The following is a 15,468-nucleotide window of genomic DNA, read 5'->3' as shown; positions in this document are numbered from 1 at the left end:
TTCGGCGAGGATTATTGCTGGTCGGTCCTGGGTGCGGGCGCAATCAGATGCCGATCAAGTGCGCAAGATCGTCACCATTCTCGACGAGCTTGGCCTCAAGCCCGCGACGCCGGACGAAACCCGCAGCATGCTGGGACTCAAGGGGCGAAATGCCGTATCGTTCGCTTAGAAGGTGGATGAGGGCGGAGCATTATGGCAGACCTGATCCCGCCGTGTTGCGCATCGATGCGGACGGTCAATGTGATCGACATATCGGGAGTGCGGTGATTGGCCTTGCCAATATATGACGAACAGCGCGCAGCCGCCCGTCGGCGGCTGCCGCACATGCTCTTTGAATATATAGACAGCGGCGCCTTCGACGAGCGCACCTTGCAGGCGAACCACGCGGACCTTGCCCGGCTTCGGCTCAAGCAGCGTGTCATGCGCGACATGTCCGATCTGGATATGTGCGCGGATATTGCTGGTACCCCCGCATCGATTCCCGTCGCCCTGGGTCCGGTCGGCTTTGCGGGCATGTATGCGCGGCGGGGAGAGGTCCAGGCGGCGCGCGCGGCGGCGGCGGAAGGCGTGCCGTTCTGCCTGTCTGCCGTCTCGGTCTGCGATTATGAGGAGGTTCGGCGCGATAGCGGCACTACGCCCTGGTTCCAGCTCTACATGATCCGGGACCGCGCCTATATGGGGGATCTGATCGATCGCGTTTTGGCGGCGGGCGCGCAGACGTTGGTATTCACGGTCGATATGCCGCTGCCGGGCATCCGCTATCGCGATGCGCGATCGGGACTCTACGATACGGGTCTGCGGGGTCTGGCGCGGCAGACCTGGCAGGGCATGGCGCATCCCGCGTGGCTGTGGGACGTATATCTGCGCGGCCGCCCGCATGGCTTCGGAAACTTCGCCGCGGCCATTCCCGGCAAGAAGGGTCTTGGCGACTATTGGAGCTGGATCCGTGAGAATTTCGACTGCAGCACCAATTGGGACGATTTGAGCTGGGTGCGCTCCCGCTGGCCGGGCCGCATCCTGATCAAGGGCGTGCTGTGCCCGGAAGATGCCGTCGCGGCCTTCGAAGCCGGGGCCGACGGCGTGGTCGTTTCCAACCATGGGGGGCGTCAGTTGGACGGCGTGGCCTCAAGCATCGCGGCATTGCCTGCGGTGGTGGAAGCGGTCGGCGGCCGAGGGCCGGTGCTGATCGATGGCGGGCTGCGGTCGGGCCTGGATATCGTGAAGGCGCTTGCGGCCGGCGCCGACGGATGTCTGCTCGGACGGGCCTGGGCGTTTGCGCTCGCAGCCGGCGGCGAACGCGGCGTTGCCGCCATGCTCCAGGCTCTCAAGGCCGAACTGCGTGTGGCCATGACCCTGACGGGATGCCGGGTGCTGCGCGACGCTGACCATTCGCTGTTCGACATGGAGAGCCATGACGCGCTTTCCGATCTTCACCGCGATCGTGCGGATCCGGGCTGAATCCAAAGCTGCCCGGTTCTTCGATGATGCACGCGATATCGATGACATTGGATGACCATATCAAGGAGATACCAGGTGGATATTCTGCAGGCCGACGATATCGTCAAAATCAATGAAGTGCTTCATCTTTGGGCATTCATCAACGACAATAAGCGGTTCGACTTGTTCGACGATGTGTTTACCGAGGACGTGCAGTTCGACTGGACCTATGTTGGTGGTCCAAAGGGGTTGAACGGGATCGACGTCTATCGCGCCTTGCTCCAGGACGCCGTGGATAATGGCATCGTCGCCGATCATCATATCCTGGGCTCGATCGTTCGCATGGACAAGGACGGACATGTACGGGTGCGCAGCCGCTACATCACCCATTTCGGTGATGGCCGAATGGTCAACGGAGAATATCTCCACATTCTGCGGCGAACGCCCAAAGGCTGGCGGGTTTCGCTGCACAAGATGGCACGTCGCATTCCCTCGCTGGACATCGGCGCCGCGCCGCCCGAGTTTTTCGAGGGATGGCCGCTGGCGGCCTGAGGTCAGCGACGCCCTCACTGTCCGACCTGCCGCATGCCGGACTGGGACGGACGATGCTGCCTGTGCAAGACGGCTGCGTGGTCCGCTGTCGGGTCATGCCCAGGAGAGATTGCGGCAATCGGGCCTTGCTATTGGTTCGATCCGCGGGGGTGACGCATTGTCCGACAGGACCATGTTCGCGCCGGCCTGACGCATCGGTAACTCTCGCTCGGTCGATCCCTGCCGCGGCCTTGGCGCGCAATTTGGATAATTTCGCAGTGGGCGCCCCGTGGCGCCATGAACAGGAAGCGATATCATGCTCCTTCACGAGCCGTTTGATTTTCATGCCCGCAGCCGTGCCGGCTATGTGCTTTCCAAATCCGATGGGACGGCGCTGACCTACGGCCAGGGCAGGGAAAGGTCGCTTCGCATGGCGTCGATGCTGCTCGGCCTTGGCCTCAAGCCTGGCGAGCGCGTCGCCACCATCATGAACAATGCGATCGATGCATTGCTGCTCATCTATGCGGCCGCCAGAACCGGAATCGTTTGCGTGCCGCTCAATTGCCGGTTGGCGCCGCGCGAATGGATGGGAATGATCGACGACGCGCAGGCGCGGGTTGTCATCGCCGATCCCGCCTTTGGCGAAGCTCTGGACAATGCCGGCGGCAAGCCGCCGATCGCGATCTGCTCCCAATCCACGCGACCGGGCTGGCTCGCCCTGGATGAACTGCTCGCTGCCGCCTCGCGCGATATTCCGCGGACCTCGCTATCGGACGAGGCGCCCGTCCTGCAACTGTACACGAGCGGCACGACCGGCAAGCCAAAAGGCGCGATGATCAGCCATCGCTCGGTCCTTTCAGACATCAGCCTGATCTCTTTCGCGATAGGGAATTGTTTTCCGGGGCAGCGCTCGCTTCATCTGCTGCCCTTCTTCCACGTCGCGGGCGTGGGATTTGCGCTTCGTGCCGTTTCCGGCGGCGAAAGCCTGGTCATCCTCAAGAGCGTCGATCCGGCCGTTTTGCTGAAAACGCTGGTCGACGAGGAAATCGCCTGGACCTTCATCGTCCCGACGATCATCCAGATGCTCCTGAAGGAGCCGGGTATCGAGGATCTGCGATTCCCCCATCTGCGTCAGATCCTCTACGGCGCGTCCCCGATTGCCGAACACGTCCTCGTCAAGGCGATGAAGATATTCGGATGCGATTTTCTCCAGGGCTTCGGCATGACCGAATTGAGCTGCGCCGGCACTTTCCTGAGCGAAGACGACCATGCGCGCGCGCTCGTCGACCGTCCCGACCTTCTCTCGTCGGCCGGGCGCGCGCTGCCGGGCACGGAGCTGCGTATCGTCGACGGCCATGGCGCGGACTGCCCGCCTGGCGAGATTGGCGAAATCCTGATCCGGGGACCGCAGGTCTTCCTGGGTTACTGGGGGTTGCGGGAAGCCACCGAGGCGGCATTGCGCGACGGTTGGCTACATAGCGGCGATGCGGGATCACTCGACGAGGAAGGCTATCTGTTCATCCGCGACCGTATCAAGGACATGATCGTCAGCGGTGGGGAGAATGTCTATCCCGCCGAGGTGGAAGCGGTGCTGCACCAGCATCCCCAGGTCGCGGAAGTCTCGGTGATCGGTGTGCCCGACGATAAATGGGGCGAAACGGTGATGGCGGTCATCGTGCCCGAGGTGGGATGTGAGTTGAACGAAGCCGAACTGGATAGCTATTGCCGCGCCCATTTGGGCGGGTTCAAGCTGCCGCGCCGCTACAGTTTCGTGACCGCGCTGCCCCGCAACGCGAGCGGTAAGATCCTGAAACGCGATCTGCGCGCCGGGTTCTGGGAGGGACAGGCGCGACAGATAGGCTGATCGGGCTCTTCCATCAGCGTGTGCCGACCGACGACGGGAGGCCGCGTGCCCACTTTTGATCCGTTTCAGGATATGGTTCGGCTATCGAGTTAAGTTGAACCATGTTCCTGCGAAGGCAGGAACCCAGTCCCGCCCTCGCCTCATCCATATAATGTCTGAACCGGGTTCCTGCCCTCGCAGGCGCACTATTATCGGGACAAAGTCTAGGCGGCCAGACCCCTCATCCGCAACAAGGCGTCGACCTCCGGCGCGCGTCCGGCAAAGGCCCGGAAATTCTCGGCGGCGGGACGGCTGGCCCCCGCGGCGAGAATCTCGCGCCGGAAAGCGGTCGCGCCGCCGCCTGGAATGGCGCCATGGGCGAAAATCTCGAAGGCGTCGGCCGACAGCAGTTCCGCCCAAAGATAGGAATAATAGCCCGCCGCATAGCCGCCCGCGAAAATATGGCTGAACGCATGGGCGAAGCGGTTCCATTCCGGCGGATGAACGACGGCGACGGCCTTGCGGACCTGATCCAACATGGCGTTGACCTGCGCGCCCTTGGCCGGATCATAGTCGCGGTGGAGCAGCAGGTCGAAGGTCGCAAACTCGATCTGGCGCAATATGGCAAGGCCCGCCTGGAACTGGCGTGCGGCGAGCAGGCGGTCGAACATCGCCTGCGGCAGCGGTTCGCCGCTGTCGACATGGCCGGACAGGCCGATCAGCGTGTCCCGGTCCCAGGCGAAATTCTCCATGAACTGGCTGGGCAATTCCACCGCATCCCATTCCACCCCGCTGATGCCGCCGATCGAGGGCAGATCCACCTCGGTCAGCAGGTGATGCAGCACATGGCCGAATTCGTGGAACAGCGTCACCACGTCATTATGCGTCACCAATGAGGGGCGGTCGCCCGTGGGCGGCGCGAAATTGGTGGTGAGATAGGCGATGGGCAGATGCAGGCGGTCGGCATCGCGGAAGCGGGAACGGCACACGTCCATCCATGCCCCGCCCCGCTTGCCCGCGCGCGCGAACAGGTCGAGATAGACGCCCGCCACCACGGCGCCGTCCCCATCGAGCACGTCGTAGAACAGCACGTCCGGGTGCCATGTCGACACCCCCTTCCGCGTGACGAGGCGGACGTTGAACAGCCGCTCGATCAGCGCCCGGGTGCCTGCCAGGACGCGGGGCAGGGGGAAATAGGCCTTGAGCGCCTCCTGATCGACGCCGTGCAGCGTGCGGCGCATTGCCTCCGCCACATAGGAAAGATCCCAGGGCCGCACATCGTCCAGCCCCAGATGCTTGGCGGCGAAGGCGCGGGCTTCGCCCAGTTCGCGCTCCCCGACAGGCCGTGCCCGGCCAGCGAGGTCGGCCAGAAATGCCAGCGCTTCGTCGGCATCGGCGGCCATTTTCGTTTCCAGCGAATGGGCGGCGGAATCGGCAAAGCCCAATATCTGCGCCGCTTCATGGCGCAGGGCCATGATCGCGTCGATCCTTTCGCTATTGTCGTGGCTCTTGTCGTCGGCCTGATCGGAGGCGCGGGTGTTGTGGGCGCGATAGACGCGTTCGCGCAAGGCCCGGTCCTTCGCATGAAGCAGGATCGCCAGGACGCTCGGTTGGCGCAAGGTGATCAGCCAGCCGGTCAGCCCCTTTTCCTGCGCATAGGCGGCCAGGATCGCCTTGTCGCTCTCCGGAACGCCCGCCAGGGCCGCTTCGTCGGTGACATGTTCGCTCCAGGCTTCGGTCGCGTCCAGCACCGCATTGCCGAATTTGGTGCTGAGGTCGCTCAGCGCCACGCCGATGTCGAGGAAACGCTGCCGCGCCTCACCCTCCAGCGCGACACCGGCAAGGCGGAAGCCGCGCAGGGCAAGGTCGACCGCGCGCTGCGCGGCAGGCGGCAGGCTGGCGAAATCGGGACGCGCGGCAAGGCGCGCCACGGTGTCATGATGGGCACGGTTCTGGCCAGCCTCCATCAGATAGGCGGTCATCAGCGCCTGGGCGGCGGCATGCGCCTCCCGCAATTCGGGCGTGTCGGCCACCGATGCGAGATGCCCCACCGGCGACCACACCCGTGACAGCAGGAAATCGGCGCGTTCGGCCGCCATGACCACCGCATCGAAATCATCCTTCCCGCTGGCGGTGATCCTTTCGACGGCAGCGCGATGCGCGGCGATGGCGTCTTCCATGGCGGGAACGACATGGGCCGCCTGTATGGCCGCGAAATCGGGCAGGTCACTATCGGCCAGGAGGGGATTGGCAGTCGTCATGATTTCTCGCAGCTTTCAGGGTCTCGACGGATGAAGCATATCCTCTAATTGGGCGCTGGCGAGCGGCTGTTCAAGCGTTTCCGGCCGTTGCGCCAATCAGGCGAGGGTCAGGTAGATTTCCGCTTCGATGACCCAATCCGCACCGGCCTGCCGCCATTTGGCGCTATAGCTGCCCGATGCGACAAGGCGACCCGCCCCGGCGGCCACGCCCTGCCAGCGGCCATGTTCCAGCGCGATGGGCTCGACCGTCGAGGCGACGATGCTGTCGGGCGTGCGGATATAGAGGGTTCGCTCCGCCGCGCTGAATTCCCGTTTCCACGCCTGAAGCTGCGCCTTGCGGCCGGAGATGACGGCGCTGTCCGTCCCGGTGACGAGAACGGCATGGAGGGCAAGCAGCGGCCCGATGGCATTCAGGTCCGCCTCGGCCAGAGCGCGGTTGAAATCGGCGCGGCGCAGGCGAATGGCAAGGTCGGGGGATGTCGTCATGGAATCGCTTTAGAAGATGCCGGTCAAATCCGCACCTCATCTTGCGCGGGCAGGCGTAAACAGGTCATGCCCTTTCACAATCCTTCGGCCTCGACCCAATGAGCGCCGGTGATTTCCCGCGCCAGTTCCCAGACCTGACGGCGGATGTCGGGAACGGCGACGATTTCCCAATGCGCGCCACGCGTCATCGGTCCGACCACGAACAGCCGCTGTTGGGCCGATCCGTTGCGGGCGATGGCGTGGCATTGCCGGTCGACATCGATGCCGATCGCCAGCGGATCGGGCCGGATGTCGCCGCGAATCGCCAACTGACGCAGCAGCGGATCGTCGGTGCGCCGCAGGTCGCCCAGCGGGCCTGTGCAATTGACGACCCGGGCGAAGGGCAGGGTCTCCCTCTCGTCCTGTCCGCGCCTGCGCAGATGGACGTGAAGCGTGCGGCCGTGGGGAACGGCCTCCACCACCTTGGCGGCATGGATTTCCAGCCGCCCTTCCGCCTGCATCGCCGCAAGTCTTGCGGCGACCTGCGGGGCGAGGCGGTGGCGGTGCACATCCCAATAGGGACGCAAATGGCGCAGGAAGCGACTGCGTTCTTCCGCGCTGGCGGCGCGCCACATATCCTGGGTGAAGCGGCGAAGTTCATCGACGGCGTTGCGCCAGCCGATCTCCGCGCTGCGGCTGCGCAGCGTGCGAACCAGCGTTGAGGCGGCGCCCCTCGGACGGTCGCTGCGGGCTGTGTAGTGCGCTGCCGGAGCATGGCTTTGCGGGGCCAATCCACGGCGGGAAAGTGCGACGATCCGTCCCCGAAAGCCGGCGCTGTCCAGGCTGAGCGCGCAGTCTACGGCGGTCAGCCCGCTGCCGAGCAGCAGAACCCGATCGCTCGGTCCCAATCCTTCGGCAATGGATGCGGCCCAGGGATCGTCGACATAGGATGCGCTATGGCCGGACAGGCCGGCAAAGGCGGGCAGGTCATGGGGCGGTAGATTGCCGGGCGCCAGTGCGACGATGTCGGCATCCACCCCACCGCCTGACCGCAGGTCGATATGGACGCCGTCGTCGCGCAGACTCAGATCGACCGCTTCATCCGTCACGATGGTCAGCCTGTCGCTGGCCTGTCCCCGCACCTTGTCCAGCATCGCGCAGAGATAGGCGCCATAGTCGCGCCGCGTGGCAAAGCTGCCTTCCTGCCCCAGCCCTTCCTGTTTCAGCCAGTCGGTGAAATGATCCGGGCTGTCGGGCAGCGCGCTCATATTGGCGGCGCGCACGTTGAGGATATGGCCGGCCTGCGCGGCGCCATAGGCCAGACCCCGGCCCAGGCGGTCGCCCTGGCGCTCCAGCATCGTCACCCGCAGCGTGCCATGCCGAAGCAGGTTGATGGCCAGCAGCGTGCCGCTGAACCCGCCCCCGATGATGGCGGCATGATCGACCTTCAGCATGGATCAAGCATTTCCAATCTGAATTCGCCCAGACAGCGCCAATATTCCTGCCGGAAACCAAGGATTTCCGTGGCATTATCGGATGCCCTGCGTGAGATGGCAGTTCAAGGAAAATCGCGCATGGCAACGATAAAGCCGGCCGCCGTTCGCGGCTTTGCGCCAAAAAATGCTCAGCGGCCGCGGTTCGATGTCTGCATCATATCCCACGGTCTCGACTGCCGGAACAGCGCTTTCGCAAGCTTCCTGCGGGGCCGGAAAAAATCCCGCGCGACGGAGTTGAGAAACGTTGTTTTTTATGGTAACAACGTTTCCAGCATGGTTTAGGAGATTTCATTATGCGCACCCGGATTACCAATTTGCTCGGAATACAGCATCCGATCGTTCAGGGCGGTATGCATTTCGTGGGCCTGGCCGAACTGGCCTCCGCCGTTTCCAACGCCGGGGGACTGGGCGTGATCACAGGGCTGACGCAACGCACCCCCGAAGCGCTCGCGCGCGAGATCGCCCGCTGCCGCGAAATGACCGACAAGCCGATCGGCGTGAATCTGACCTTTCTCCCGGCGTTCGCGAAGCCGCCCTATCCTGAATATATCCAGGCCATCGCCGAGGGCGGCGTTACCATCGTGGAGACGGCAGGCCGGAGCCCGGAGGCCTATATGCCCGCGCTCAAGGCGGCGGGGATCACGGTCATCCACAAATGCACCTCGGTGCGCCATGCGTTAAAGGCGGAAGCGATCGGCTGCGATGCGGTGAGCGTCGACGGCTTTGAATGCGGCGGCCATCCCGGAGAGGACGATATTCCGAACATGATCCTGCTGCCGCGCGCGGCGGACGAATTGCGCATACCGTTTCTGGCGTCCGGCGGCATAGGAGACGCGCGCAGCCTTGTCGCGGCCCTCGCACTGGGCGCCGACGGCGTCAATATGGGAACCCGGTTCATTGCGACCCAGGAAGCGCCGGTCCATGCCAATGTGAAGCAGGCTCTGCTCGATGCGACCGAGCTCGATACGCGGCTGATCATGCGGTCTCTCAAAAACACCGAACGCGTATTGAAGAACGAGAATGTCACCCGTTTGCAGGAGATTGAGCGGGAAAAGGGCAGCGCCCTCACGATCGACGACATCCACGATCAGGTTGCGGGCGTCTATCCGAAGGTCATGGTCGATGGCGATATGGACGCGGGCGCATGGAGCTGTGGGATGGTCGTCGGCCTGATCCGGGACATTCCAACGGTCAAGGATCTGATCGACCGGATCATGGCCGATGCCGAAAGCATTATCCGGCGGCGGCTATCCAATTTCCTTGCCGAAGGCGCTGCGGATCATCAAACTGTCGCCGCATGACCGCATCTCCCATCATAGGCAATATCCGGGCCGCCCGGTCGGCATTGGAGGCGGAGACTCGTCCGACCCTCCTGTCGGCTGCCGCGGCCTTGTTGAGCGAAGAGGGGCCGGGCGCGCTGACGGTCCGGCGCGTGGCCGAAACCGTCGGCGCTTCGACGAAGATGATTTATACCCATTTCGGCGGCAAGGACGGTTTGCTCGAAGCTCTTTACCTGCACAGCTTTGCTGAGCTGGTCCTTGCGTTTCAAGCACATGCCGGGGAAGCCGACAGCGCCCGGCGGCTGGCCCTGATGTTGGGAGCCTATCGGTCTTTCGCTCTTGACGAACCGGCGCTCTACAATGTGATGTTCGGTGATCTGGGCCGGGCGTGGGAAGCGCCCGCCGCCTGTCGCAAGCAGGCCTGGCGCAGTTTCGAAACGCTAAGGGATGCCGTGCGCGACGATTTGCCAGCCGACCGCAGGCTTGATGCCCAGCATGTGACCTACGCATTGTGGGCAGCGGCGCATGGAGTGGTGAGCTTGGAACATCGCAAGCTTATCGGTCCGACGTCCGGCGCCGCTGCCATTTTCGATAGTGCGCTTAACGCAATTTGCGCGGCCAACGGCATGAGGTGCAAATTGCAGACGCACCCCTAGCCGGGCGCGCCAGTCGTTATTCCGGCGACGCTTCGCGGATATGATCCGACCCGGGATGGTCTGGTTGCGGCTGCGCCGTGATTCAAACCACCGTCTGAAGCCGGAACGGCATTGAATCAAAGAATTCTTATAGTTCCGACAGCATTGCTTGTGAGACTTATCTCTACCGATGAAATAGATAAATAAGCAATTGCTGTCGGAAGGACAAATATGAACCCGTTGCGTTTCCTGATCGACTCCTGGAGTCGCTTGCGCGATGCCGCTCGTCGCGAATTTCTGCGCGATCCTGACGTGATCCTGTTCGATCGGGCTGCGCCGAAGCAGGAAAGCCTCGGTGGTCGCTGAAGGCTGGTCGCGGCGCGGTTTTCTGGCGGCTGGGGCTGCATCCGGGCTGTTGCTGTCGGGGTGCGGCGCCGGTCGCGATTCCCGGCCCCGTCTGCGCGTCTCGATCACCGGCAAGGGGGAAGGCGATACGCGGCTGCTGTTCAAGGCGGCCGGAATCGCGCCCAAGGGTTTCGATCTGCGCTACAGCGAATTCCAGTCCGGCCATCTGGTGGTGGAGGCGCTCAACGGTGGTTCGCTCGATTATGGCGGGATGAGCGAGATTCCGCCCATTTTCGCCGCCGCGTCGACGATCCAGAGCTTCCGGCAGATCGCCGTCACCCATGCCGACGTCAATAACCAGGTGGTGCTGGTGCCCAAGGGCTCCAAAGCGCGCTCCATTGCCGATCTCAAAGGCAAGCGGGTGGGCTATGTGCGCGCCACGACCTCCCAATATTTCCTGATCCGGATGCTCGAAGAAGTGGGCCTGGGATGGGACGACATCACGCCCGTCGCCATGGGCGTCTCCGATGGCGCGGCGGCCTTTTCCCAGGGATCGCTGGACGGTTGGGCGATCTACGGTTTTCCGATCCAGCGGGCGATCGCGACCGAAGGCGCCCGGATATTGCGCACGGCCTATGGCATATTGTCGGGCAATTATCTGGTGGCAGCCCATGTCGATGCGCTGGCCGATCCGGAAATGTCGCAGATCATCCGCGAATATCTGGCGCTGGTGCAGCAGGCCTTTGGCTGGGCGGCAGCGCACCAGGATGAGTGGGCAGGCATCATCGCCCAGGACATCGGCGTGCCGCCCGATTATGTGGTGGACCAGTTCCGGCGCAAGAGCGCCAGTTATGAACTGCGCCCCGTGACCGATGCGGCCATCGCCTCCCAACAGCAGGTGGCGGACCTTTTCTTCGCCCAGAAGCTGTTGCCGAAGGCGGTCGACGTGCGGCCCCTTTGGGACAAGCAGTTCAACGATTCCATACCGAAAAGAGGCTGAAAATCATGGCCAGCCAGGCACTTGTTCCCGAAACTCCGTCTCTCGCGCCGATCGGCTCCGAACTGCTGGACCGGATCACCCGGCAACTGGCGGAAACGGCGGCAGCCTATGACCGGAGCGCGGAATTTCCCCGCGCCAATTTCGATCTGCTGGGGCGGGAAGGGCTGATCGGGCTGACTGTCCCGGTCGAATATGGTGGGCGCGGCGCGGCCCTCTCCGAAGCGTTGCGCGTGCTTGGCGCGGTGGCCAAGGGGGAGCCGTCAACAGCGCTGATCCTGTTCATGACTTACCATTATCATGCGACTCCTGCCCGGGCGCAGGACTGGCCGCAGGGGATTTACGAGCAACTGGCGCGGCAGGCGGTGCAGGGGCGCGGATTGATCGGCGGGCTGCGCGTCGAGCCGGAGCTGGGGACGCCGGTGCGCGGCGACCTGCCCGCGACCGTGGCGCGGCGCACGGCCGATGGCTGGGCGATCAGCGGCACGAAAATCTACTCCACCGGATCGACGGGCCTCGACTGGTTTTCCGTATGGGCGAAGACGGATGAGGAAAGCCCCCGCGTCGGCAATTTCCTGGTCCGTTCCGACAGTCCGGGCATCGCCATAGAAGCGGCCTGGGACCATCTGGGCATGCGCGCGACCGTCAGCCATGCGGTGCATTTCACGGATACGCCGGTTCCTTTCGATCATGCGGTCGACATCCGCTTGCCCGAGCAATGGGCGGCGGGAGTGAGTGACCCCAGCATCGCGATCTGGAACGCGCTGTCGATTTCGACCATCTATGATGGCGTGGCGCGGGCTGCGCGTGACTGGCTGCGCGCCTATCTCAACGATCGGGTGCCCAGCAACCTCGGCGCTTCGCTGGCGACGCTGCCGCGGGTGCAGGAGAAATTCGGGGAGATGGAGGCGCTGTTGCAGGTCAACCGCACGCTGATCCGCGACGCCGCTGCGCGCCATGACGCAGGTGATCCGCCCGGCGCGGTGGAGGTGAACAACATCAAATATGTCGCGACGGCCAATGCGATTCGCGCGGTGGAAATCGGCCTCGAACTGACCGGCAATCCGGGCATCAGCCGCAAGAATCCGCTGGAGCGCCATTATCGCGACGTGCTGTGCAGCCGCATCCACTCGCCGCAGACCGATACCATATTGATCGCGGCGGGACGCGCCGCGCTGGGGAACTGACATGTCCTTGATCATCGCCAGCCAGCTAGAGCCCGATTTCAATCGTAGCCTTGGCCTGCACCCGTCCGCCCCGACCCTGATCGACGTGGCGGAGGACGAGCCGTGGACCGCCGCGGACGAGGCAGACATATTGCTGGTGCGGCCCTCCTTGGCCTGGCGGCAATCGGCGCAGGAGCGGCCCAAAATATGGCCGGGGCGGCTCAAATGGGTCTATAGCGCCTCGGCAGGAGTGGATTTCTATCCCGGCTGGCTGCTGGATGCGCCGCTCGTCACCTGCGGTCGCGGGGTCGCTTCGGAAGAGATCGCTGATTATGTGATCGCCGCCATCTATGCGCATGCCAAGAATCTGGAGGCGGTGACTGTGCGTTCGCGGGAGCAGTGGGCCCAGCGTCCGCTGGGCCGCGTGTCTGGAACGACCATCGGCATAGTCGGCTTGGGCGCGATCGGCGCGGCGGTGGCGCGACGCGGTCTGGCGCTGGGCGCTCAGGTCGTCGGCTTGCGGCGAAGCGGGGCGCAATCGGGCATCAGCGGCGTGCAGCATGTCCGCGATCTCGAAACGCTGGTGGCGGAGGCGGACCATATCGTCATCGCCGTGCCCGGAACGCCGGAAACCCGCCATCTCTTCAACCAAGCCCTGTTCGCGCGGATCAAGCCGGGCGCCCATCTCATCAACGTAGCGCGAGGGTCCGTGATCGATCAGGAAGCGCTGGTCGATGCGCTGGATCGGAACCGGCTGGGCTTTGCCACTCTGGACGTCACCGATCCGGAGCCGCTGCCCGAAGGTCATGCGCTCTACAGCCATCCGCGTGTCCGGCTGACACCGCATATTTCCAGCAATTACGCCCTGATCCGCCATCGGTTGCTGGATAAGGTCAATGACGATCTGTCCCGCTTCGTCCGGGGCGAAAAGCCCAGCGACATCGTGGATCCGGCACGGGGTTATTAGGATCGGCTGACGTTCGATTATCGTGAATGATAGCCGCCAGGAAATCCGTCATGCTGAAACAAGTTCAGCATGACGGATGAGAATGAACCCGGCGGCAATCGAGTCAGAGCGTCTGAACCGTCTCCCGCGCCAGTTCGGCAAGACGATGCGCCGCCTTGTCCAGCTTTTCGCCTGCGCGCAGGATGGCGGCGACGCGGGGCAACTGCGGCAGCTTTTCATGTTCCAGCGCTTCGCTGTCGCCAAGGAACAAATGGGTGCGGCAGGTGACGCCCAGCCCCGCACCAACCGCCGCCTTTAGTGTCGCCAGATTGGGCGTTTCCACCGCGATCCGCCATTGCCGCCCGCTATCCTCCAGCGCCCGGATCGCGGCTTCGCGGAACCGGCAGGGCTCCTCCAGCACGGCCAGCGGAATCACCTCGCGCTCGACCAACGCGGCCTCGCCATACCAGCTCATCGGGGCGATCGTCACCGCATGCGGATCGTTGGGCGCGGCGAAACCCAGCAAAATGTCCAGTTCGCGGCGGTCCAGCAAAGTCTGCAACTCGGCGGTGCCGGCGACCCGCGCATAGATCTGCGCGTCGGGGTGCAGTTCGGAAAAGCGCGACAGCAGCCCGCTGAGCAGGCTGTCGGCAAAATCCTGGACCATGCCGATGCGCGCCGGCCCTGCGAAACGGCCGGCGCTGACCGCCGCGACGGCTTCATCATGCAGCAGCAGCACGCGCCGTGCATAATCGAGCAGCACTTCCCCGGCGGAGGTCAGGTTCAGCCGCCGCCCTTCCCGAAGAAACAGCGTCTGCTGCACCAGTTCCTCCAGCCGCTTGATCTGGAGGCTGAGCGCGGATTGAGTCACGAACACCTGCTCCGACGCGTTCAGCATCGATCCGGTGTCGACGATGGCAACGAAGCTGCGAAGCAAATTGGTGGGCAGATTGACCGGCATGAAAACCTCATCGAAAGGGAAGCCGCCGATCCGAAGCCGGGAACGGAGATGCTGTCTTATCGCGAAGGCTTATATATCAATCAAAATAGTAGAGATTTAATATGGCCAGGAAAATCTTGGCTCAAACGGTCGAAGCACGCAAACCCGCCATTTCCTGCGGCCAATGACGCCCGATTTGCGGTCAATCGCTCCATATTAACATCCCTCATAGGTCGGCCAAATAAAACTTAATTGAATTGGTAGAGAATTCATGTTGGGCTTTCCCTCACCACAAGAGGGCGAGTTGATGACGGTTGTGACAGTGAACAGGGGCGGTCCCGGATATTCCGACGTCCGGAGATTTTCTCTGGCGCGCTTCGGCGGACGCTGGCTTTCGCCCGTCATTCTGCTGCTGCTCTGGGAATTGGGGTCGCGCAGCGGTCTGATCCCCGAACGCACCCTGGCCGCGCCCTCCGCCGTGATCGGCACGCTGATCGAAATGCTGCTCTCGGGCGAATTGCCTTCGAACCTGCTGGTGTCCTTCGCCCGAGTCGCAGTCGGCCTGTTGATAGGGGTGGGCCTTGGCCTTGGCCTTGGCCTCGTCGCCGGTCTGTCCCGCACCGGGGAGCTTGCGGTCGACCCGCTGATGCAGATCAAGCGGACCATTCCCGCGCTCGCGCTGACGCCGCTTTTCATTGTCTGGTTCGGCATTGGCGAGACGCCCAAAGTGGCGCTGATCGCTTTCGGGACCATCTTCCCCGTCTACCTCAATCTCTATAGCGGCATTCGAAGCGTCGATCTGCGCCTGCTGGATGCGGCGAAGAGCTTTGGCCTCAGCCGCTGGGAGCAGATCTGGCATGTGGTGCTGCCGTCCGCGCTGCCCTCGCTGCTGGTGGGGCTGCGCTATGCCTTGTCCGTTTCCATCCTGGTTCTGGTCGTGGCGGAGCAGATCAACGCCTCGGCGGGGCTCGGCTATCTCATCAACAATGCCCGCGATTTCATGCGGACCGACATCATCGTCGTCTGCCTCATGGTCTACGCCATTCTCGGCCTTGGCGCCGACTGGCTGGTCCGCAGCATCGAAGCCCGCGCCCTGATCTGGCGCCCCAGCATAGTGGAGCAATAA

16 protein-coding genes are annotated in these 15,468 nt (G+C 63.6%); 12 read left to right on the top strand and 4 right to left on the bottom strand.

Annotated elements, in window-relative coordinates:
* Positions 1–58: 58 nt before the first annotated feature.
* The 4 genes from K426_RS32680 (at position 59) to K426_RS24815 (ending at position 3,832) form a co-directional block, all read left to right on the top strand.
* Positions 59–169, top strand: a complete 111-nt coding sequence (locus tag K426_RS32680) for a 3-keto-5-aminohexanoate cleavage protein (protein WP_237230113.1) — start codon at positions 59–61, stop codon at positions 167–169.
* Between the two features lie 98 nt (positions 170–267).
* The gene (locus K426_RS24825; RefSeq protein ID WP_257721822.1) at positions 268–1,458 is read left to right on the top strand and encodes an L-lactate dehydrogenase; all 1,191 of its coding nucleotides are present in this window, start codon (positions 268–270) and stop codon (positions 1,456–1,458) included.
* Positions 1,459–1,533: 75 nt separating this feature from the next.
* Positions 1,534–1,989, top strand: a complete 456-nt coding sequence (locus K426_RS24820) for a nuclear transport factor 2 family protein (protein WP_066563459.1) — start codon at positions 1,534–1,536, stop codon at positions 1,987–1,989.
* Between the two features lie 295 nt (positions 1,990–2,284).
* Positions 2,285–3,832: a long-chain-fatty-acid--CoA ligase gene (locus K426_RS24815; protein WP_066563456.1), complete on the top strand. Its 1,548-nt coding sequence runs from the start codon at positions 2,285–2,287 to the stop codon at positions 3,830–3,832.
* Between the two features lie 203 nt (positions 3,833–4,035).
* Here the strand turns inward: K426_RS24815 and K426_RS24810 are convergent, their stop codons facing one another.
* The 3 genes from K426_RS24810 to K426_RS24800 form a co-directional block, all read right to left on the bottom strand.
* Entirely contained in the window at positions 4,036–6,072 is a 2,037-nt protein-coding gene (locus K426_RS24810; RefSeq protein WP_066563453.1) for a M3 family metallopeptidase, read from the bottom strand.
* A 96-nt stretch (positions 6,073–6,168) separates the two neighbouring features.
* A complete protein-coding gene (locus tag K426_RS24805; protein WP_066563451.1) occupies positions 6,169–6,558 on the bottom strand; it encodes a nuclear transport factor 2 family protein in 390 nt (129 codons plus the stop codon).
* A 74-nt stretch (positions 6,559–6,632) separates the two neighbouring features.
* Positions 6,633–7,991, bottom strand: coding sequence for an FAD/NAD(P)-binding protein (locus tag K426_RS24800; protein ID WP_066563449.1), 1,359 nt, complete (start codon positions 7,989–7,991; stop codon positions 6,633–6,635).
* Between K426_RS24800 and K426_RS31540 the strand changes: the two genes are divergently transcribed.
* The 7 genes from K426_RS31540 (at position 7,974) to K426_RS24775 (ending at position 13,423) form a co-directional block, all read left to right on the top strand.
* Entirely contained in the window at positions 7,974–8,315 is a 342-nt protein-coding gene (locus K426_RS31540) for a hypothetical protein (protein WP_145907700.1), read from the top strand. The genes K426_RS24800 and K426_RS31540 overlap by 18 nt on opposite strands.
* Before the next feature lie 11 nt (positions 8,316–8,326).
* A complete protein-coding gene (locus K426_RS24795) occupies positions 8,327–9,334 on the top strand; it encodes an NAD(P)H-dependent flavin oxidoreductase (RefSeq protein ID WP_066563447.1) in 1,008 nt (335 codons plus the stop codon).
* The gene (locus K426_RS24790) at positions 9,331–9,969 is read left to right on the top strand and encodes a TetR/AcrR family transcriptional regulator (RefSeq protein WP_066563444.1); all 639 of its coding nucleotides are present in this window, start codon (positions 9,331–9,333) and stop codon (positions 9,967–9,969) included. Before K426_RS24795 ends, K426_RS24790 begins: the two co-directional genes overlap by 4 nt.
* 210 nt (positions 9,970–10,179) lie before the next feature.
* On the top strand, positions 10,180–10,314 hold the full coding sequence (locus tag K426_RS32885; RefSeq protein ID WP_257721821.1) for a hypothetical protein: 135 nt from the start codon (positions 10,180–10,182) through the stop codon (positions 10,312–10,314).
* Positions 10,304–11,293, top strand: coding sequence for an aliphatic sulfonate ABC transporter substrate-binding protein (locus K426_RS24785; protein ID WP_066563442.1), 990 nt, complete (start codon positions 10,304–10,306; stop codon positions 11,291–11,293). Before K426_RS32885 ends, K426_RS24785 begins: the two co-directional genes overlap by 11 nt.
* Positions 11,294–11,298: 5 nt before the next feature.
* Entirely contained in the window at positions 11,299–12,477 is a 1,179-nt protein-coding gene (locus tag K426_RS24780; RefSeq protein WP_066563435.1) for an acyl-CoA dehydrogenase family protein, read from the top strand.
* A gap of 1 nt (position 12,478) precedes the next feature.
* A complete protein-coding gene (locus K426_RS24775; RefSeq protein ID WP_066563431.1) occupies positions 12,479–13,423 on the top strand; it encodes a D-isomer specific 2-hydroxyacid dehydrogenase family protein in 945 nt (314 codons plus the stop codon).
* 103 nt (positions 13,424–13,526) lie between these two features.
* Here K426_RS24775 and K426_RS24770 read toward each other — a convergent pair whose 3' ends face one another.
* Positions 13,527–14,363 carry a LysR substrate-binding domain-containing protein gene (locus K426_RS24770; RefSeq protein WP_066563428.1) on the bottom strand — a complete coding sequence of 279 codons (837 nt, stop codon included), beginning with the start codon at positions 14,361–14,363 and terminating at the stop codon, positions 13,527–13,529.
* Positions 14,364–14,649: 286 nt separating this feature from the next.
* Here K426_RS24770 and K426_RS24765 point away from each other — a divergent pair, with 286 nt between their 5' ends.
* Positions 14,650–15,468 (top strand): ABC transporter permease, encoded by an 819-nt coding sequence (locus tag K426_RS24765; protein ID WP_066563421.1) that lies wholly within the window; start codon positions 14,650–14,652, stop codon positions 15,466–15,468.

It is taken from the genome of Sphingobium sp. TKS, assembly GCF_001563265.1.
Lineage (GTDB): Bacteria > Pseudomonadota > Alphaproteobacteria > Sphingomonadales > Sphingomonadaceae > Sphingobium.
Note: the sequence above shows the minus strand (reverse complement) of the source record. Positions and strands in the feature narration are given on the sequence as shown.